This window comes from Streptomyces incanus (genome assembly GCF_042656345.1).
Classification (GTDB): Bacteria; Actinomycetota; Actinomycetes; order Streptomycetales; family Streptomycetaceae; genus Streptomyces; species Streptomyces incanus.
Map to the genome: position 1 here is coordinate 1 of NZ_JBHSPC010000061.1, position 18,829 is coordinate 18,829.

Annotated in this window: 14 protein-coding genes; 5 read left to right on the top strand and 9 right to left on the bottom strand. The window is 72.1% G+C overall.

Annotated features, from left to right (window positions below):
- The first annotated feature begins 71 nt into the window (after positions 1–71).
- The 3 genes from ACFP2V_RS20725 (at position 72) to ACFP2V_RS20735 (ending at position 5,854) form a co-directional block, all read left to right on the top strand.
- Positions 72–1,589, top strand: a complete 1,518-nt coding sequence (locus ACFP2V_RS20725) for a vWA domain-containing protein (protein WP_381214376.1) — start codon at positions 72–74, stop codon at positions 1,587–1,589.
- A gap of 150 nt (positions 1,590–1,739) precedes the next feature.
- Positions 1,740–2,861, top strand: coding sequence for an ATP-binding protein (locus tag ACFP2V_RS20730; RefSeq protein WP_381214379.1), 1,122 nt, complete (start codon positions 1,740–1,742; stop codon positions 2,859–2,861).
- Entirely contained in the window at positions 2,858–5,854 is a 2,997-nt protein-coding gene (locus ACFP2V_RS20735; RefSeq protein ID WP_381214382.1) for a DUF5682 family protein, read from the top strand. The genes ACFP2V_RS20730 and ACFP2V_RS20735 overlap by 4 nt, the downstream gene beginning before the upstream one ends.
- Positions 5,855–6,393: 539 nt before the next feature.
- Here ACFP2V_RS20735 and ACFP2V_RS20740 read toward each other — a convergent pair.
- The 4 genes from ACFP2V_RS20740 to ACFP2V_RS20755 all read right to left on the bottom strand — a co-directional run bounded on the left by ACFP2V_RS20740 (position 6,394) and on the right by ACFP2V_RS20755 (position 10,865).
- Positions 6,394–7,077, bottom strand: a complete 684-nt coding sequence (locus ACFP2V_RS20740; protein WP_381214385.1) for an ABC transporter ATP-binding protein — start codon at positions 7,075–7,077, stop codon at positions 6,394–6,396.
- Between the two features lie 127 nt (positions 7,078–7,204).
- Positions 7,205–8,695 carry an ABC transporter permease gene (locus ACFP2V_RS20745; protein ID WP_381214388.1) on the bottom strand — a complete coding sequence of 497 codons (1,491 nt, stop codon included), beginning with the start codon at positions 8,693–8,695 and terminating at the stop codon, positions 7,205–7,207.
- Between the two features lie 171 nt (positions 8,696–8,866).
- Positions 8,867–10,123, bottom strand: a complete 1,257-nt coding sequence (locus ACFP2V_RS20750) for a L,D-transpeptidase (RefSeq protein ID WP_381214391.1) — start codon at positions 10,121–10,123, stop codon at positions 8,867–8,869.
- 355 nt (positions 10,124–10,478) lie between these two features.
- The gene (locus tag ACFP2V_RS20755) at positions 10,479–10,865 is read right to left on the bottom strand and encodes a hypothetical protein (protein ID WP_381214394.1); all 387 of its coding nucleotides are present in this window, start codon (positions 10,863–10,865) and stop codon (positions 10,479–10,481) included.
- Positions 10,866–10,974: 109 nt separating this feature from the next.
- On the opposite strand from ACFP2V_RS20755, the gene ACFP2V_RS20760 reads away from it, so the two are divergent.
- On the top strand, positions 10,975–11,313 hold the full coding sequence (locus ACFP2V_RS20760) for an LPXTG cell wall anchor domain-containing protein (RefSeq protein WP_381214397.1): 339 nt from the start codon (positions 10,975–10,977) through the stop codon (positions 11,311–11,313).
- 58 nt (positions 11,314–11,371) lie between these two features.
- Here ACFP2V_RS20760 and hutH read toward each other — a convergent pair whose 3' ends face one another.
- From hutH to ACFP2V_RS20775, 3 genes are all read right to left on the bottom strand, one after another.
- Positions 11,372–13,012 (bottom strand): histidine ammonia-lyase, encoded by a 1,641-nt coding sequence (gene hutH / locus ACFP2V_RS20765; RefSeq protein WP_381214400.1) that lies wholly within the window; start codon positions 13,010–13,012, stop codon positions 11,372–11,374.
- Between the two features lie 145 nt (positions 13,013–13,157).
- Positions 13,158–14,309, bottom strand: a complete 1,152-nt coding sequence (locus ACFP2V_RS20770; RefSeq protein WP_381214404.1) for a GGDEF domain-containing protein — start codon at positions 14,307–14,309, stop codon at positions 13,158–13,160.
- A gap of 155 nt (positions 14,310–14,464) precedes the next feature.
- On the bottom strand, positions 14,465–15,265 hold the full coding sequence (locus tag ACFP2V_RS20775) for an enoyl-CoA hydratase/isomerase family protein (RefSeq protein ID WP_381214407.1): 801 nt from the start codon (positions 15,263–15,265) through the stop codon (positions 14,465–14,467).
- Positions 15,266–15,480: 215 nt separating this feature from the next.
- On the opposite strand from ACFP2V_RS20775, the gene ACFP2V_RS20780 reads away from it, so the two are divergent.
- Positions 15,481–16,191 carry a hypothetical protein gene (locus ACFP2V_RS20780; protein WP_381214410.1) on the top strand — a complete coding sequence of 237 codons (711 nt, stop codon included), beginning with the start codon at positions 15,481–15,483 and terminating at the stop codon, positions 16,189–16,191.
- A 34-nt stretch (positions 16,192–16,225) separates the two neighbouring features.
- Here the strand turns inward: ACFP2V_RS20780 and ACFP2V_RS20785 are convergent, their stop codons facing one another.
- Positions 16,226–17,386 (bottom strand): adenylate/guanylate cyclase domain-containing protein, encoded by a 1,161-nt coding sequence (locus ACFP2V_RS20785; RefSeq protein ID WP_381214413.1) that lies wholly within the window; start codon positions 17,384–17,386, stop codon positions 16,226–16,228.
- Between the two features lie 210 nt (positions 17,387–17,596).
- Positions 17,597–18,505: a biotin--[acetyl-CoA-carboxylase] ligase gene (locus ACFP2V_RS20790; RefSeq protein WP_381214418.1), complete on the bottom strand. Its 909-nt coding sequence runs from the start codon at positions 18,503–18,505 to the stop codon at positions 17,597–17,599.
- Positions 18,506–18,829 lie beyond the last annotated feature (324 nt).

The window sequence follows — 18,829 nt, forward strand, 5'->3', positions numbered from 1 at the left end:
CGTTTCTCCCCCGCAAGCGGGCGGTACCCCCACCCCCGCCTGAAGGCGGGGGTATCCACGAAAGGAATCCGATGACCGACCCCACCATCGCGCCGGCCACCGTGCCCGGTCCGGCGCAGCCCTCCGCGCCCGCGGAGTCGGCCGCACCCGCCGCGCCCGCTGTACCCGACCCGAACGACAACCGGCGCCAGGTGCTCTACTGGCGGCTGCTGGCCTGGCTGTTCGACCCCGAGGAGCATGCCTCGCTGGAGTCGGCGAGCCTGGCGGTGGTCGAGGACATCGGGCTGCCGTCCGCGCTGCTCGACCCGGGCGCCTCCGTCGACTCCGTGGTGCAGCGGCACCCGGAGCTGGCCGCCGAGTTCGACGGGCTGATGGCCCCCGAGCCGGAGGAGGACGACGCCCGCGACCGGGCCGCCGAGGTGCGGCGCGCGGCCCTCGTCTCCAAGGTCCTGCTGAACGTCTTCTCCACCGGCTCCGGCGCCGTCACCGCCGAGCAGCTGGCCCGCTGGCAGGCCGACGCGGGCTGGCTGGAGCGGGCGCTCGGCTGCCGGCCCGGCGACCTGCGGGGCGGACGCGCCGGTGCGGGCGGCGTCGGGGCGAATGGTGTCGGCGCGGGTAGTACCGGCGCGGGCGGCCAGGGTGTCAGCCCCACCGGTACCGGCGGTGGCGGGCGCACACCCGACCTCAGCCGGCTGATCCCCGCCATCGGCCCGGAACTCGGCTCCATCGAGGCCGGTCTGGTCAAGCGGATGCGGCTGCGCGAGGTGCTGGCCGACCCGCGGCTGGCTTCGCAGCTGACCCCGAGCATGTCCCTGATCGAGCAGCTGCTGCGGGACAAGAACAACCTCTCGGGCGTGGCCCTGGCGAACGCCAAGTCGCTGATCCGCCGTTACGTGGACGAGGTCTCCGCGGTCCTGCGCACCCAGGTGGAGAAGGCCGCGGTCGGCGACCTCGACCGGTCCGTCCCGCCGAAGCGGGTCTTCCGCAACCTCGACATCGACCGCACCATCTGGAAGAACCTCACCAACTGGAGTCCGGAGGAGGAGCGGCTCTACGTCGACCGCCTCTACTACCGGCACACCAGCCGCAAGACGACACCGCAGCGGCTGATCGTCGTCGTGGACCAGTCGGGCTCCATGGTCGACTCGATGGTCAACTGCACCATCCTGGCCTCCATTTTCGCCGGGCTGCCGAAGGTGGACGTCCATCTGATCGCCTACGACACCCAGGCGCTGGACCTCACGCCCTGGGCGCACGACCCGTTCGAGACCCTGCTGCGCACCAAGCTCGGCGGCGGCACGGACGGCACCGTGGCCATGGCGCTCGCCCAGCCGAAGATCGCCGAGCCGCGCAACACCGTCGTGGTGTGGATCTCCGACTTCTACGAATGGCGTACCGACGAGCTGTTCGAGAGCATGTCCGCCATCCACCGCTCGGGCGCGAAGTTCATCCCGGTCGGTTCGGTGACCAGCGCCGGGCGCGGCAGCGTCAACCCGTGGTTCCGGGAGCGCTTCAAGGACCTCGGCACGCCGGTGATCTCCGGCCACATCAAGAAGCTCGTGCACGAGCTCAAGACGTTCCTCACCTGATCCGTCCGTTCCCTCTCGCCGAACTCCTCCGAGCTCTTCGAACTCTCCGTACGTCGTTCGACTTCGCTCGACATCGCTGAATTTCTTCGGACTCCTCCGAACTCCTCCGAACTTCTCTTTCTCGAGCCTGAACGGAAAGGCCCTCACCTGATGTCCGACCTGCTGCGCGCGCCCGCCGAGATCAAGTACGCCGAGGAACTGGACTGGCTGGAGTCGGTCGACGACGGCCCCAAGCCGTTCTCCTGGCGGCTGTCGCCGAAGATGGTCCGGCTGTTCGTCCTCGGCTCCGAGCGCTCCGACGGCCTGGACCGGGAGATCTCCCAGAAGTGGTTCGGCGACCGGAGCTTCGTCGAGCGTTCCATCGTCACCCTCGCCTCCGACCGCGGTCTGCTCCTGATCGGCGACCCCGGCACCGGCAAGAGCTGGCTGGCCGAGCTGCTGTCCGCCGCGATCAGTCGCAACTCCACCCTCGTGGTGCAGGGCACGGCCGGCACCACCGAGGACCACATCAAGTACTCCTGGAACGTGTCCATGGTCATCGCCAAGGGCCAGTCCAGGGAGTCGATGATCCCGTCGCCGATCATGACCGCGATGGAGGCCGGGTCGATCGGCCGTTTCGAGGAGCTGACGCGTTCCACCAGCGATGTCCAGGACGCGCTGATCTCCATCCTCTCCGAGAAGTACATCTCGGTGCCGGAGCTGGAGAGCGGCGGCAGCGACAACATCGTCTTCGCCAAGCCCGGCTTCTCGATCATCGCCACCGCCAACAGCCGCGACCGCGGGGTCAACGACCTCTCGTCCGCGCTGAAGCGCCGCTTCAACTTCGTCCGCATCCCGGTCATGACGAACAAGAAGAGCGAGGCCGAGATCGTCCGCTTCCGCACCGAGGAGCTGCTGCGCCGTCACTCGATAGAGCTGGAGGTGCCGCCGACCCTGCTCGACGTGCTGCTCCAGAGCTTCGCCGACCTGCGCGCCTCCGCCGCCGCGGCCGGCAGCGACGACGAGAAGCTGGAGTCCGCGCTGTCGACGGCCGAGCAGATCGGCGTGCTGGAGGACGCGGTCCTGCACAGCAACTTCTTCGGTGAGCGCACGCTGACCGCCCGTTCCCTCGCCTCCTCGCTGGTCGGCTCCCTCGCTCGCCGTGAGCCGGAGGACCTGGCCATCCTCAACAAGTACCTGCACGGCGTCGTCGAGCCGCGCGGCAAGGAGCAGGGCGGCTCGTGGCCCGAGTTCCTGGAGGGCGGCCGGGACGCGATCGCGACGCTGTCATGAGCGCCGCACCCGAGAGCGCGCCCCTCGCGCGGGAGAGCACGCGCGCGGCGCAGGAGAGCACGTTCGCGGGGCTCCGCGGCCGGCTCCACGAGGCCGCGGCCGCGTTCGCCGGCGGGCCGGACGCCCTGGAGGGCATCCTCCTCGGCATGGTCGACGACGTGGACCGCGCGGTGCGCGAGCCGCTGGAGATCTTCCCCGTCTGCCACCACTCGCCCGCCTCCGCCCTCGCGATGGCCCGCCGGCTGCGCGAGAAGCGGCCCAAGGTGGTGTATCTGGAGCTGTGCGAGGACATGGCGCCGCTCCTCACCGAGCTGCGCAACTGCCGCCTCCCGGTGGCCGTCCAGGCGTTCGCGAGCGAGGTGGACGGCTTCCCGCCCGAGTGGGCGCCGCTGTCGGTGGTCGCGCCGATCACCGAGGCGTCCGCCGAGTACCAGGCGATCGCGTACGCGCTGGACACGCCGGACGTCGAGCTGGTCCTCGTCGACCGGTCCTCCGACCACGTCTTCCAGTGGGACAGCCGGGGCCGGAGCACCCCGGAGGCGGCCGGGGGCGGGCCGGACGGGGACGGGACCGCCGCGGACGAGGACACGACGGAGACCGCGCTGCACGGCGAGGCCGTCGGCGTGGAGATCGGCGACCTGCGGCCGCGCTTCGCCGAACTGGAGGAGCACCTGCTGCGGCACGGCAAGGTGCGGCACTGGTCGGAGTGGTGGCACCAGTACGTCGAGCTGCCGCTCGGCGACGGCGACCACGACACCTACCGCCAGGTCATGCTCCTCATCGGCAGCCTGTTCCGGCGGCTCGCCCCCGGCGACCCGTCGCGGGTGCGGATCGACGAGGACCGCGAACGGTACATGTGGACCCGGATGCGGGAGCACCTGGCCGCGACCGGCACCGACCCCGAGGACTGCCTGTACGTCTGCGGCGCGTTCCACGCGGCCAGCAGGGTGGAGGAGTTCGGCGTGGCCGGTTCCGGCGCGTACGAGATCTCGCCGCGCTCCGCCACCACCTGGCAGCACGGGCTCATCCCCTCCAGTCACGCGGCGATCGAGGCGCAGTTCGGTCTCGCCGCCGGCTCGGTGTCCATCGCGGCGACCGAGTGGGCGAAGAGCCTCGAGCGCACCCGGGTCCGGCCGTACCGGCTGGCGGGTCAGGCCGGTACGAAGAAGTCCCGGGCGAAGCAGACCGCCGCACCGGCGGCGGCGGCGGGGGCGGCGCGGCCCGCCGCGACGGACAAGCTGTCCGGGTTCCTGGGCCGGCCGCCGGTCCTGGACCCGCTGGACGAGGCCGAACTGCTCGGCTGGTCCGTGGACATCGTGAGCGCGGCCCGGCGAAGCGGCTATCTCGCCTCCACCGCCGACGCGATCGCCGTCTTCGAGACGTCGATCCTGCTCGCCGGGATGCGGGACCGGGCCAAGCCCACGCCGTACGACTTCCAGGACGCGGCGGTCACCTGCATCGAGAAGGAGGCGGTGCCGGGGCGGCGGGACGTGCGGCGGCTCGTCGAGATCATGATGGGCGGCGACCGGGTCGGCCGGGTCGGCTACGACTCGCTGCCGCCCCTCGCGCGCGACGTGCACGACCGGCTGGAGCCGCTGGGGCTGAAACTCCAGCAGCGGGGCGTGCGGCGGGCCCTGCTGGACATGGCGTCCCAGCCGGAGCTGCGGGACTGCTCCGACGTGCTGTGGGTGCTGCGTCGGCTGCTGCCGCAGGGCGCGGCCCGGCCCGTCATGGGCGAGCGCGCGCTGGGCGAGCGGTCGATCCAGGAGTCGTGGGACCTGGCGCTCGGCACCCACCAGCGGGCCCTCATCGAGCTCGGCTACGAGGGCGTCAGCATCGAACAGGTCCTGGAACAGCGCCTGCGCCGCGCCGCCTACGCGCCGCAGGCGACGGCGGCGACGGTCCTGGAGGCCGTCGAGGACGCGACGCTGTACCTGGGCGGCGGCCGGCGTCTTGCCGACGAGCTGGGCACACGCGCGCTGGCGGTCCTGACGTCCGAGCGCAGTGTCGACGGCGCACCTCAGGTGCTGCGCCGGGTGCGCCGGCTGCTCGCGTACTACCGGACGAGCGAGCCGGTGCTGCCGCCGTGGATCGAGTCCTTCGTCAAGGCCGGTTACGCGCACTACTGCACCTTGTTGCCGACCGCGTTCAGGGACGAGGACGCGACGGTGGGTCAGGTCGCGGCGATGCTGGGCTTCCTGTTCAGCATGGAGAGCCTGGCGCTGTCGCTGGGCTGCGACAGGGCGCAGCTGGAGCTGGCGGTCGCGCAGTCCCACCCCGAGGACCCGTCGAAGACGGCACTGCTGTGGGCGGCGCAGGTGCAGCTCGGCACGCTCTCCCGCGAGCGGTTGCGGGCGCGGTGCGACGAGCTGCTGGCCAACCCGCTGGTGGTGCCCGCGTATCCGCGCTACCTGAGCGGCTTCGTGCACGCGCTGGAGCCGGTGCCGGGCCTGGCGGGCGTGGTCGTGGAGGCGGTGTCGAACGCGTTCGGGCGGCTGCCCGACGCGGTGCTGCTGCCGTGGCTCCCGACGCTGATCAGCACGCTGCGGGCGGGCACGGCGGACCTCGCCCCGCTGCTGATCCGCGAGGCCGGGCGGATCTTCCCGAGCCGGCTCGCGGCGCTGGACGCCTGGGTGCCGCCATGGCGCGCACCGGCCCCGACCCCCGTACGCCGCGCGGCACGGGCGGCAGGGCAGGCGGCCGACGTCCGCCGGGGCGCCGCACTGGCACCGGCGCATCCCGCCGCGTTCGACACGCTGGCGGACCTGCTCGGCTGCACGGAGGGCTGGGCCCCGCCCACCGCCCCCACGGGCATGACGGGCATGGCGCTGCTGACCGCACACCCCGCAACCTGCAACGCGCTGGCGGACCTCCTCGGCTGCACGGAGGGCTGGGCCCCGGCCGGCCCTCCGACGGCTCCGGCGGGCGCGGCCCTGACCGCCCGTCACCCGGACTCGGCAACGGCGCTGGAGTCCCTCCTCGCCGGCAACTGACCGACGGCGCGCTCCCGGCCACGGGATTCCGCTCCCGCCGGGAGCGCGCCGCCGGGCACCCGGCGTGCGAGCCCGTGCCTCGGCCCCTCCCCGCGCGCGGCCCGCCGTGTCCGACGCGGTCAGGGACCGCACACACAGACCTCAGCAGTCGTGCCGGGAGGCGCGAACCTGTCGGTCCACTGCCCCAGGACGTGTGTCGAAAGTCCCGCCTGCCCGGCGGCGCCCGGCACGCACTCCCCCGAGCTCTTCGAACAGGGGGGACCCCCAGCCGCGTTGCCGGAAGCGCCCCGATACACCCGGTATCGGGGCGAGCCCGCCGCCTTGCGATCGCACGCACCGGACGCCGCCGGGCCCGTCCTTCGGGCGGACGGCGCTCCTTTCGACACACGCCCTGACGCCACCACCGTGAACCAGCATCTCCCCCTGCGAGCCGACGGACGGCCACGCGCTTCCCGGCCAGGGGGCTCACAGTCCGGACCGGGAGCCGGCGTCGTCCCCACGTCTTCCGCGCATGGACACACTTCTGCGCGGCGGTGCGGTCAGGCGCCCGGGTTCTCCTTGACCGTGATGCGGCCCTTGCGGATGGTCGCCACGCGCGGGGCCTGCTTCGCCAGGGTCGAGTCGTGGGTGACCATGACGAAGGTGAGCCCGAGCTCCTTCCACATCCGGACCAGGACCTCCATGATCTCGTCGCGCATCGACTCGTCGAGGTTTCCGGTGGGCTCGTCGGCGAGCAGCACCTTCGGTTCCTTCACCAGCGCCCGCGCGATGGCCATCCGCTGCTGCTGACCGCCGGACATCTCGGCGGGCAGGTGCCCGAGCCGTTCGCCGAGTCCGACCGCGGCCAGCGCCTCGGCGGCCTTCTCGCGCCGCTCCTTCGTCTTCACCCCGAGCGGGACGAGCGCGGTCTCGACGTTCTCCTGCGCGGTGAGGGTCGGGATCAGGTTGAAGGACTGGAAGACGAAGCCGATGTTCTCGCTGCGCACCCGGGTGAGCCGGGCCTCGGGCAGCTTGGCCAGGTCGGTGCCGTCGAGGAGGATCTCGCCGGAGCTGGGACGGTCGAGTCCGCCGAGCATCTGCAGCAGGGTGGACTTGCCGCCGCCGGTGGGGCCCTGGATGACGAGCCGGTCGCCGTCGGGGATCGTCAGGTCGATGCCGTCGAGGGCGTGGACGGTTTCCTTGCCCCGGGTGTAGCGCCGGGTGACGCCTTTGAGTTCGTACATGGGTCGACTCCTGGTTTGCGTATGAGGGTGGGGCCGCCGGCAGCCGGGCCCGTGACGCCGGGGTCTGCACCGAGGCCGGCGCCCGGTCCCGCTACCGGTGCGGGGCAGGTGCCGGTGCCGGGCGGCGCTACGCGACGCGGCGCAGCGCGTCCGCCGGGCGGAGGCGGGAGGCACGCCAGCCGCCGAAGGCACCGGCGACGAGACCGCCGGCCACCGCGAGGGCGACCGCGAGGGCGACGGTGGTGAGGCTGACCGGCGCGGTGAGGGCGACGTCGAGGGTCTTGGCCGCCGCCTGCCGTACGGGACCGGCCATGCCACCGCCACCGGGGCCGCCACCGGGGCCGCCCGCGCCGCCCCCTCCGCCGCCGAGCTGGGCCTGAAGGGTGGGGCTGATCGCGGTGACGGCGTACGCGCCCGCCAGGCCGAGCGCGATGCCGAGGACGCCGCCCATCAGCCCGTGCACGACCGCCTCGCCGACGACCTGTCGGGTCACCCGGCCCGACGTCCAGCCCAGCGCCTTCAGCGTGCCGAACTCGCGCACCCGGCGGGAGACCGCCGAGGAGGTGAGCAGCCCGGCGACGAGGAACGCGGCCACGAGCACCGCGATCGACAGCCACTTGCCGACGCCGGTGGCGAGGGAGGAGGCGGTGGACAGCGAGCCGGAGACGGTGTCCGCGAGGTCGGCGGAGGTGGTGACCGTCGTCCCCGCCACGTTCTTCTGGATACCCGACTTGACGGCGTCGAGCTGCTGGGAGTCGGTCGCCCTGACGTAGATCGTGGTGACCTTGTCCCTGGCTCCGGCGAGGGTCTGAGCCTGCTTCAGCGGGATGTAGAGGTTGGCGGCGGCGTCCCCGCTGTCGGCGGTGGCGATCCCGATGATCTTGTACTTGGCGCCCTTGACCGTGACCGTGTCACCGGTCTCGAGCTTCTTCTCCTTGGCGTGGGCGGAGTCGGCGACGGCCACCTTCGCGTCGGTCTCGCTCGCCTTGAAGGTACGGCCGCTGGTGATTCGGGAGGAGGTCAGCGGGCCGAGTTCCGGCTCGGTGACGTCGGTGCCGTAAACGGAGTAGCTGTTGACGTCGAAGTCGGCGCCGCCGCCCTGCACGCGTCCCTCGGGGGCCGGCTGGGCTCCGCCCGGCCCTCCCTCCTGGCCGCTCTTGCCGTCCTGGCTTCCCTGACCGTCCTGGCCGCCGTCCTGCTGGAACCGACCGCGTGTGAACTCGCCGCTGACCTTGACGACCTGGAGGTTCAGACCGCCCACCGCGTCGGCGACACCGCTCTGTTCGCCGACCTTGCGCACGGTGGAGCTCGCCAGGGTCTGAAAGCCCTGCACCATGACATGGTCGGTGCTCTGCTCATCGCCGGAAGCATCGTCCTGGGCGTCGAAGCGGAAGCGTGGCCGTTCCTGGGCCGTGGCGGACTCGGCGGCCTTGGTGACCGTCATGTCCGTGCCCAGTCCGTACAGCGACTGCAGGACCTTCTCCTGCGCCTTGCCCATCCCGGAGGACACGGAGCTGACGACGATGACCAGCGCGATGCCGAGCGCGAGGCCGGAGGCGACGACGAGGGCCGCCTTTCTGCGGCGGCGCAGTTCGCGCCTCAGGTAGGTGAAGAACATGAGGGCAAGCTAGGAGCGGCCCGTGATGAAGTGTTAAGCCCTCGATAAGAGCCGCATGAGAAGACCGATGCCGCGTCCGCCCTTCCGGGGGCGGACGCGGCATCGGTCAAGTGGACGAGCGGTTGGACTGTTGGGCTGCCGAGTCGTGGAGCGGTGGGTGGCCGGCGGGTGTCAGACCTCCGAGCCCGCCTTCCACTGGGCCCAGTCCATGTTCCAGCCGTTGAGGCCGTTGTCCGGGGCGACGGTCTTGTCGCCGGTGTTCTTCACGACGACCACGTCACCGACGATCGAGTTGTCGTAGAACCAGGCGCCCGGCGTGTTCGGGTCGTTGGCGCCCTGGGTGTCGGCCAGGCCGATGCAGCCGTGGCTGGTGTTGGCGCTGCCGAAGATGGACTTGGCGCCCCAGTAGTTGCCGTGGAGGAAGGTGCCGGAGTTGCTCAGGCGCATGGCGTGCGGCACGTCCTTGATGTCGTACTCGCCCTTGCCGTCGTCGTCGGTGAAGCCGACGGTCGCGCCGTCCATCCGGGTCTCCTTGAACTTCTCGGAGATGACCATCTGGCCCTCCCACGTCTTGTTCTCGGGGGAGCCGGCGGAGATCGGGATCGTCCGGACGGTCTTGCCGTTCTGCGTGACCTTCATCTGCTTGGTCTCGGCGTCGACGACCGAGACCTGGTTGCGGCCGATCTTGAAGGTGACCGTCTTCTGCTGGACGCCGTAGACGCCCTCGGCACCCTCGACCCCGTCGAGCGCCAGCTTCAGGGTGACGGTGGAGTTCTCCTGCCAGTAGTCCTCGGGACGGCAGTCCATGCGGTTGGCGTTGAACCAGTGGCAGGCGACCTCCTGGCCGCTGCTGGTGGAGACGGTGATGCCCTTCTGGACCTCGGCCTTGTTGGCGATCGCCTTGTCGAAGTTGATCGACACCGGCATGCCGACGCCCACGGTCGAGCCGTCGTCCGGGGTGAAGTTGCCTATGAAGCTGTTGTCCGGGGAGACCGTGGTGAACGAGGCGTTCTCGTGGGCGGCGCGTCCCTTGGAGTCCTCGGCGGTGGCCGTCAGCTTGTAGGCGGTGGCGCGCTCCAGCTGGACGCTGGGCCTCCAGCTCTTCTTGTCCGCGGCGATCTCTCCCTCGACGACGGTGCCGTCGGTGGCCGTCATCGTGACCTCGGTGAGCGTGCCCTTGGCCACGGTGACCGCGGCGGAGTTGTTGATGGAGGCGTTGCTCGAGCCGCCCTTCGGCGTGATCTTGATCTGGGCCTCGGAGGTCTTCTTGGCCGCCGCCTCGTCGACCTGGGCCTGCGACGTGTCCTTGCCGTTGTCCCCACCGGAGCTCGTGTCCCCACCGCCGCCGGAACACGCCGAGAGCACCATCACTCCACCGAGCAGAGCGGACGCAGCCATCAGACCCCTGCGCCGCTTACCGTCCGTCATCACACGCTTCTCCATCGTCGCCGCTTCCCCGAACCCCACGGGCCCCACACCCGAGACTGAGAGCCCCCGTCAAACACTTCAACGCTACGACCGGTAGGTCCCGTTCCACGTGGTCCGTGAATGTGGGGCTCACCACGTCCGTCACGACCGGGCAGGGAGTGTTCGGCCCGTGCGTCACCTGAGACGTCAGAGCCCGGGCGGCGGTTGCCGCCTGGAGTCACGATTTCCCCAAACCGTGCCGGCCAGTCATCTCCGTCCGACGCAACCCACCCTCCACGTACCCCACTTGCGATGATTGCCCGACATTCAACACTTCATCACCATTGAGTGCTTTGCAGATAATGCCCGTGTTGCCCTATCTGCCACTTTCGCCCGAAACATCACCCCTGTCGCCGTCTGACGCGTCATCGAACCCGTCGCCGTAGACCTCGTCGCCGTCGTCGTCGAGGCCCCACTCGGGCGAGTCCGGGTCGTAGTCGATCCGCTCACTGCTCCACGAGGCCTGCTGGAGTTCCACCCCCGGCACGTCGCCGACCAGACCGAACGGGTCGACGAGGTACGCGAGCGCCTCGGCCGTGTCGCCGGCCACCGCGTCCCGAGCGGGCGCCCGCTCCTCGGCGGACAGGTCGCCGTCGTCCGCGATCCTGGCCAGCGCGGCGCCGGTCACGGCGTCCACGTCGTCGACCTCGAGAACGAGATCGACTCGAAGCCGTACAAACCGCGATGTCTCCGGAGTGCTCATGCCCCGGAGCGTACGGCTCCGGCTCCCGTGACTTTCCCGTGACCCGTGATTTTCACTAACATCAGTCCACACGGCCAATTCGCCAGCGCCACAAGGGGATCGATATTCCGTGTCATCCGCTCTCCGTCCGTTGCTGACCGCCACCGCCGCAGGCACCCTCCTGTGCGCGCTGTGGTTCGTCCCGTCCGCCAACGCGACCTCTGACGCCCCGACCGAAGGAACTACTCCGGCAAGCCCGTCTCCGCAGGTCACAGAGCAGGCGAGGGTCATGTCCAACACCTCGACCAACGCTTCGACCGCGTCGTACGACGGCACCGTCGGCGAGGTCCGGCTCGCCGACACCGGCAGCTTCAACAGCACGCCGTACGTCGTCGGCGGCACCGCCTGCCTCACCCTCGGCGCGGGCTTCGTCGTCTACTCGGTGCGCCGGGAACGCCTCGACTTTTAACTCCCTTGACGTTCCCTTGAGATGAACTTGCCCGCGACCTCCGCGCACCCGCGGCTCGTCACCGCAGCGGGCCTGTGATCTTTTCCACCGCGGCCAGCAGCCGTCCGTCGCGTACGAACGCCTCCGCCGCGGCGAGGTCGGGCGCGAGATGACGGTCGGGGCCGGGACCGCCCACACCGGCCTGTCGCGCGGCCTCGACGACGGCCCGGGTCGCGGGCGCCGGGATGAGCCCCTCGCGCAACTCCACGGCACGCGCGGCGGCGTACAACTCGACGGCGAGGACCCTGGTGAGGTTGTCGACCGAAGTACGCAGTTTGCGCGCGGCCGACCAGCCCATCGAGACGTGGTCCTCCTGCATCGCGGAAGACGGGATCGAGTCCGCCGACGCCGGTACGGCCAGCCGCTTCAGCTCACTCACCAGCGCGGCCTGCGTGTACTGAGCGATCATCAGACCGGAGTCGACGCCAGGGTCGTCGGCGAGGAACGGCGGCAACCCGTGGCTGCGGTTCTTGTCCAGCAGTCGGTCGGTACGGCGCTCGGCGATGGAACCGAGGTCGGCGACGGCGATGGCGAGGAAGTCCAGCACATAGGCCACCGGGGCGCCGTGGAAGTTGCCGTTGGACTCCACCCGTCCGCCCCCGGAGCCGAACGCCCCCGAACCGGCGCCGCCGGCACCCGGGTCGCCGGGCAGCACCACCGGATTGTCGATGGCGGCGGCGAGTTCACGCTCGGCAACCAGCCGGGCGTGCGCGATCGTGTCCCGTCCGGCGCCCGCCACCTGCGGGGCGCAGCGCACCGAGTAGGCGTCCTGGACGCGCGGGGCGTCGTCCTGGTGATGTCCCGTCAGCCCTGAACCGGCGAGCACAGCAAGCATGTTGGCGGCGCTGGCGGCCTGGCCCGGGTGCGGGCGGATGGCCTGCAGTTCGGGGGCGAACACCTTGTCGGTGCCGAGCAGCGCCTCCAGGCTCATCGCGGCCGTGACGTCGGCGGACCGGTACAGGGTGTCGAGGTCGGCGAGGGCCATGATCAGCATGCCGAGCATGCCGTCGGTGCCGTTGAGGAGGGCGAGCCCTTCCTTCTCGCGCAGTTCGACGGGCCGGATCCCGTGCTCGGCGAGCAGGTCGCCGGCGGGCCGCAGGGTCCCGTCGGGCCCCTCGGCCTCCCCCTCGCCCATCAGGGCGAGCGCACAGTGGGACAGCGGGGCCAGATCGCCGGAGCAGCCGAGGGAACCGTATTCGTGCACCACCGGGGTGATCCCGGCGTTCAGCACGTCGGCGATCGCCTGCGCGACCTCTGGGCGTACGCCGGTGTGCCCGGAGCAGAGGGTCTTCAGCCGCAGGAACATCAGGGCGCGGACGACCTCGCGCTCGACGCGGGGCCCCATGCCGGCGGCGTGCGAGCGGACGATGTTGCGCTGCAACTGGCCACGCAGCTCCGGGCCGATGTGCCGGGTCGCCAGAGCACCGAAGCCGGTGCTCACGCCGTACACGGGGCCCGGCTCGGCGGCCAGGGCGTCCACGATCTCGCGGGACGCGGCGAGGGCGGCCAGCGCCTCGCCGGAGAGCTCGATGCGGGCACCGCCGCGCGCCACGGCGAGTACATCGGACGCGGTGACGCCGGACGCCCGCCCGTCACCCACCACCACCCTTTCAAGGCCGCGCTTCGCGCCTTCCCCGTTCACCACAGTGTGCATATTCATATTCAGGAGCGTACGCAGTGAATTCAACGATGTCACCACTGGGACCCGCGGTCACCCCTTACCGATATGCCCGCCCCCTCGCCACGTCCCCGAGTCCGCCGGACCGGCACATCCCGGGCACCCGGACCCCGCTCGCACCACTCCCCTACGGCGAGTGCCGCCCCCGGAACCGGCGCCGCTCCCCGTCCGGCTTCCGTACCGGCTCGTCCGCCAGGCGCACGACCGGGTCACCCGAGCCCTCGCGCCCGGCGACGACGGGGCGTGTGGCCCGCTCGGCCTTGGCACGGTACTGCGCCGCGTCGGCCAGCCGGAAGAGCCGCCGGGCGGAGTGCACCGGCCCGATGGGGTCCCCGGTGGACGCCACCCCGCAGGCCACACCGTCCCCGATCTCCAACACCACGGCGCGGCGGCACACTTCGTCGGCCGTCCTGACGGCCTCGTCGGCGGGCGGCCCCACCGCCAGCAGACAGAACTCGTCCCCGCCGAGCCGCGCCGCCAGGGCACCGGGCAGCATGGCCCCGCACAGGGACAGCACGGTTCCGAACCGCTCGAGCAGCCGGTCGCCGACGGCGTGCCCCAGCGTGTCGTTGACCCGCTTGAGCCCGTTCAGATCGCACACGACGAGGCTGACGACGGCTCCGTCCCGGCGGTGCCGCTCGATCGCCTCGTCGAGCCGCACGTCCACGGCACGACGGTTGGCCAGCCCGGTGAGCGCGTCCGTGTACGCCAGCCGCCGCGCCTCCTCCAGCCGCTCGGTCTGCGCGATCCCGGCGGCGACGACGGCGGCCAGGACCGTCGCGAAGTCGGCGTCGCCCCGCTCGAAGACGGGCGCGCCGACCGGCCGGGCGACGTACAGCTCGCCCCATGCCCGCCCGTGGAGCACGATCGGGGCGACCACGCAGCAGCCGCGCCCGCGGCGGCGCAGGGCCGTCACCCTCTGGTGGGTGTAGCCGGGCCGCCCCGCCGCCGGCCCCTGGGCGGTCTCCACCCAGGCGTCCGGCTCACCGCCACCGGCCGCCCACCGCTCGTGCAGGAACTCGGCGATCTCGGCGAACTGGTGCACGGGGTAGGCCTCGTCGTCCGGGAACTCCTCCTCGCCCTCGGCCAGTTCGCCGACGTTCACCAGGACCCGCAGCCGTCCCAGCTCGCGCTCCCACACCGACAGCGCCGCGAAACTCCCGCCGAGCGCCCGGCCGGCCCCGAGAGCCGCGGCCCGCCAGACCTCCCGCGAACTGTGCGCGGCGGCCATGCCCTGCGCCAACGCCACCACGGCCGCCAGCCGGCTGTCCTCACCCATCCCTCCAGGCTAGGGATGTTCGGCGCGAAGAGGGAGGTTTAAGGAGCAAACGGAAGTGCCGCCATGTCCCCAGTCCCCGCCGCTCCCTCCCCGGGCCGGTGTCGCGGCCCGCCACCAGTAACGGGTGCTCCGCTCCCCGCCGACCCGGCTCCGCCCTACTCCCCCGGCCAGTCCGGCTTGCGCTTCTCGTTGAAGGCGGCGACGCCCTCCGCGCGGTCGCCCGAGAACGCCACCGTCCGCCAGGCGGCGTCCTCCACCTCGAGGCCGGCGGGCAGATCCAGCCCCTGTCCGAGCCGCAGCGCCCGCTTGGCCGCCCGCAGCCCCACCGGCGAGTTGGCGGCGATGCGGGCGGCCAGGGCCAGCGCCTCCTCGCGGTCCCGCCCCGCCTCCACCAGCTCGTCGACAAGCCCCAACGCGCGGGCTTCGGCGGCCTCCACCCGACGGGCCGTGAAGATCAGCTCGGCGGCCCGAGCCGCCCCTACCCGCCGGGGCAGCAACTGCGTACCGCCGCCGCCGGGAATCACCCCGACGGACACCTCGGGCAGTCCCACCACGGCCGTACGGTCGGCGACGATCACATCGCAGGACAGGGCCAGCTCGAATCCGCCGCCCAGCGCGAATCCGTGCACCGCCGCCACCGTCGGCACCGGCAGCTCCAGCACCCCGGTGTACGCCCCGCGCGCCACCGGCCGCTGGCGCACCAGATCGGCGTCGCTGAAGGAATTGCGCTCCTTCAGGTCGGCTCCGACGCAGAAGGCCCGCTCGTGCGACGAGGTCAGCACCACCACCCGCACGGCCGAGTCCTTCCCCAGTGCCGCACAGGCCCCGGCGAGGGACCGGGCCATCTCGGTGGAGACGGCGTTCATGGCCTTGGGCCGGTCGAGGACCAGCTCCGCGACATGCCCCTGCCCATGCCGCCGCACCAGCACGAACTCCCCGAACCGTTCCTCACTCACGACACCCTCCGGTTAACGCTGGCTAACATCCGTCGTCCCGATCATCGCAGTCGGCACCGCCCGGTGAAAGGGCGTGCGTCCAGTTCCCTCGTCACCCCCCGTCCACCCGTTCGAGTGACATCCCGCCCACTCCGGCCCGGCCCCCCACGGGAACGCCTAGCGTGCAATGCACCGCGGCGCGTGGGGGGGGCGCGCATGCAGGGGGAGGAATCATCATGCCGACGAACACGCCGACCAGACCGGCCGAACCGCGGTCCACCGGGCCGGAGACGGCCGAGGGCACACCGGCGCACACCGGATCCGCCCTCTTCGGCGCGCGCATCCGGGGCCGCCACCGCAAACCCCGCCCCCGGAAACTCCTGCTGGCCGGCGGCGGGCTGGCGCTGACCGCGGGCGCCCTGAGCCTCGTACGCCTGTCGGCCGACCCGGGCCCCGCGGCCATCGGCGCCGGGGCCGGCCCCGGCCCGGTCGTCCAGGACCCCTCGACCGCCACGAGCCCCGGCACGGGCGACACGGGCGGTACCGCCGCTCCGGCCGCCCCGGCCCCGGGGGCCGGTCCCTCCTCGCCCACCGCCCTGGGCGGTCAGAGCGCGCCGCTGCTCACACCGGCCGCCCCGGGCAGCACCGCCGCACCGACCGCCGTGACCTCGCCCCTCACCACTCCGGACACTCCAAGCACCCCGGGCACCCCAGGCATCCCGGACGCACCAGGCGCCCCGAAGCCGCCGGTTCCCACCGGCGCCCCACCGGACGACCCCGCTCCCCCGCCGACGCCTCCGGACCGCACCCCACCGCGGCCTCAGCACCCGGACCGGCAGGCACCACCCCCGCCGCCGGACCGGCCGAGCGAACCGGACGACGGCCCCGTCCTCTGCGTACCGATCATCGGCCTGTGCCTGGGCGGCGGCCCCGATCTCAAGGACTGAACCGCCGGAGGCCGTCGGGGAACTCTCAGAACCTCTAGGGATTGTCCCGGCGCGTGAGCAGCCACGGCTCCACCACGCCCAGACCACGCACGGGCCGCTGCCACATCGGCTGCAGTCCGAAGCGGTGCGTCGGCGGCTCCTCGCCCTCCTTCTCCGCCGCGGCCGCCGCCTCGGCGGCGGCGGCCTCGGAGGCGGGCGCGTCACCGGTGCGGATCAGTTCCTCGGCGAAGGCGGTGTCGACGAGTACGGCGTCCCGAGGCGCTATCGAGGTGAGCCGGGAGGCCAGGTTCACCGTCGTACCGAAGACATCGCCCATCCGGGTGGTGACGGTGCCGAACGCCATGCCGACCCGCAGCTCCGGCATCGTCTCGTCGTTCGCCATGGTCTCGATCAGCCGCAGGGCGATCTCCGCGGCCGTTCCCGCGTCGTCGGCGGCGTAGAGCACCTCGTCACCGAGGGTCTTGATGAGCCGCCCGCCGCGTGCGGCCACCAGGTCGGCGGCGGTCGTCTCGAAGGCCTCGACGAGTTCGCCGAGCTCCTCCTCCTCCATCCGCCGGGTCAGCCGCGTGAACCCGACGAGGTCGGCGAACGCGACGGCGAGCCGCCGGTCCACCATCTCCTCGTCGTCGGCGGCCTGGAGCACCCGCCCGGCCGATGCGGCGAGCTGCCGCCGCCACACGTAGACGAGGAACTCCTCCAGTTCGGGCAGGAGCAGCTCGATGATGGGATACGTGACCTCGGTGCGGGTCATGCCCAGCTCGGGCGGCTCGGTCAGCCCCTCGAGGAAGGAGTCGATCTGCCACTCGGCCAGTCGCGCGGTGGTCTGTCCCGTGGACCGCGCCACCTGCACGGCCATGGCCTCGCTCAGCAGCCCCGCCTCCACCAGACCGGCCAGCCGGCGCAGCGCCAGGACGTCGGCCTCGGTGAACGCCTTGGCCTGTCCGACGTCGGCGAACCCCATGGCCCGCCAGAACCGCGTGGCCAGCTCCACCGTGACACTGGCACTGCGGGCCGCCTGAAACGGGGTGTAACGGCGCTCGGCACCCAGAATGAGCTGCTCGAGACGCAGAGCGAGCGGGTCCTCGCCCTTGTCGGCGGGACGGGAGTCGTCCCCCCGCTCGCGCGAGGCCGAGGGTGGCGGAGGCTCCGCGCGGCCCTGCGCTTCCGTTCCGGAGCCCGAGTCGTCGACGGTCACGCGTTGCTGCCCTTCCGATCTGCCACGGCCATGTCTCGACCGGCCTCAACTCTACGGCAGGTGTGCGCCAGCTCACTCCGTTCGGTTGACCCGACAGGTGGCACGACCGGCGCACCCGGCATCGGGGTACCCACCGTACGCACCGGCACCCGTGCCCGTGTGCGCCCCTCACCCGCCCCGGGCCGACAGGGCCCTACGAGACGACGGCGCCTACGGGACGACGGGGCGTACGTGCACGATGTCGCCCGCTCCCACCGGTTCCTGCACCCCCTCCTCCGTGGCCAGCACCAGGCGTCCGTCCCCGTCGACGGCGACCGCCTCGCCCACCAGCACCCGGTCGCCCGGCAGCTCGGCCCGCACCGCCCGCCCGAGGGTCGCGCACCCCGCCGCGTACGTCTCCTGCAGGCCGCTCGCGGCCGGGTCGCCGCCTGCCTCCCGCCAGCGCCCGTACCAGTCCTCCAGTGACCGCAGCACGCCCCGCAGCAGTGGGTCCCGGTCCGTGGTCACCGCGCCCGCCAGCGCCAGGGACCCGGCGGTGGGCACCGGCAGTTCGTCGGCGCGCAGGCTGACATTGATGCCGACGCCGATCACCACCCCGTCGTCCCCGGCCCGCTCCGCGAGGATTCCGGCGGCCTTGCGCTCCTCGCCACCGACCGTGACGAGGAGGTCGTTGGGCCACTTCAGGGCCGTGTCGACGCCCGCCGTCCGGGACAGTCCGGTGGCCACCGCGACACCGGTGAGCAACGGCAGCCAGCCCCAGCGGGCCACCGGCACCTCGGCGGGCCTGAGCAGGACGGAGAAGAAGAGGCCGGAGCGGGCCGGGGCCGTCCACTGCCGGTCCAGGCGGCCCCGCGCGGAGGTCTGCTCCTCCGCGACGAGCACGGACCCCTCGTCGGCCGTCCCCTCATCGGCGCGGGCCACCAGGTCGGAGTTGGTGGAGCCGGTGCGCTGCACCACGTCGATCCGCCGCCACAGCCCGCCGTCGCGCACCAGGCCTCTGCGCAGGCCGGCGACGTTCAGCGGCGGGCGGTCGAGGTCGGTCCAGCGTCCCGACCCGCCTCCCGACCTCGGCGGGAGGTCCGGGCCGGTCGTGCCATCGTCATCCGGTGACTTCGTCATGCCGCCAGCCTAGGTACGACGTCCTCCGTCCCGCAGCGGGGACGGATCACGAGAACAGATCATCAGAGCGGACCCGGGGACGGGTCACGAGGACGGATCAGGGGCGGGCCCGAGCCCTTTCCCGGTCTGTGAAGGGGAAAGCGGTGTGGGAAACACCGCACTGCCGATCCGCAGGGCCCCCACTACGCTGCGAATGAGTAACCGTCCCCCCTTTTGAGCAGGCAGGGAGCCGTATCCCGATGTCCGAGCCGGAAGTGCAGCAGCCCGATATTCATACGACCGCGGGCAAGCTCGCGGATCTCCAGCGTCGCATCCACCAGGCGA

Coding starts and splice junctions, on each gene's coding strand:
- ACFP2V_RS20755 (WP_381214394.1), bottom strand. CDS start 10,865: ATGAGCACTCCGGAGACATCGCGGTTTGTACGGCTTCGAGTCGATCTC.
- ACFP2V_RS20780 (WP_381214410.1), top strand. CDS start 15,481: ATGCCGACGAACACGCCGACCAGACCGGCCGAACCGCGGTCCACCGGG.
- ACFP2V_RS20735 (WP_381214382.1), top strand. CDS start 2,858: ATGAGCGCCGCACCCGAGAGCGCGCCCCTCGCGCGGGAGAGCACGCGC.
- ACFP2V_RS20730 (WP_381214379.1), top strand. CDS start 1,740: ATGTCCGACCTGCTGCGCGCGCCCGCCGAGATCAAGTACGCCGAGGAA.
- ACFP2V_RS20770 (WP_381214404.1), bottom strand. CDS start 14,309: ATGGGTGAGGACAGCCGGCTGGCGGCCGTGGTGGCGTTGGCGCAGGGC.
- ACFP2V_RS20790 (WP_381214418.1), bottom strand. CDS start 18,505: ATGACGAAGTCACCGGATGACGATGGCACGACCGGCCCGGACCTCCCG.
- ACFP2V_RS20740 (WP_381214385.1), bottom strand. CDS start 7,077: ATGTACGAACTCAAAGGCGTCACCCGGCGCTACACCCGGGGCAAGGAA.
- ACFP2V_RS20745 (WP_381214388.1), bottom strand. CDS start 8,695: ATGTTCTTCACCTACCTGAGGCGCGAACTGCGCCGCCGCAGAAAGGCG.
- ACFP2V_RS20725 (WP_381214376.1), top strand. CDS start 72: ATGACCGACCCCACCATCGCGCCGGCCACCGTGCCCGGTCCGGCGCAG.
- ACFP2V_RS20750 (WP_381214391.1), bottom strand. CDS start 10,123: ATGACGGACGGTAAGCGGCGCAGGGGTCTGATGGCTGCGTCCGCTCTG.
- hutH (WP_381214400.1), bottom strand. CDS start 13,012: ATGAATATGCACACTGTGGTGAACGGGGAAGGCGCGAAGCGCGGCCTT.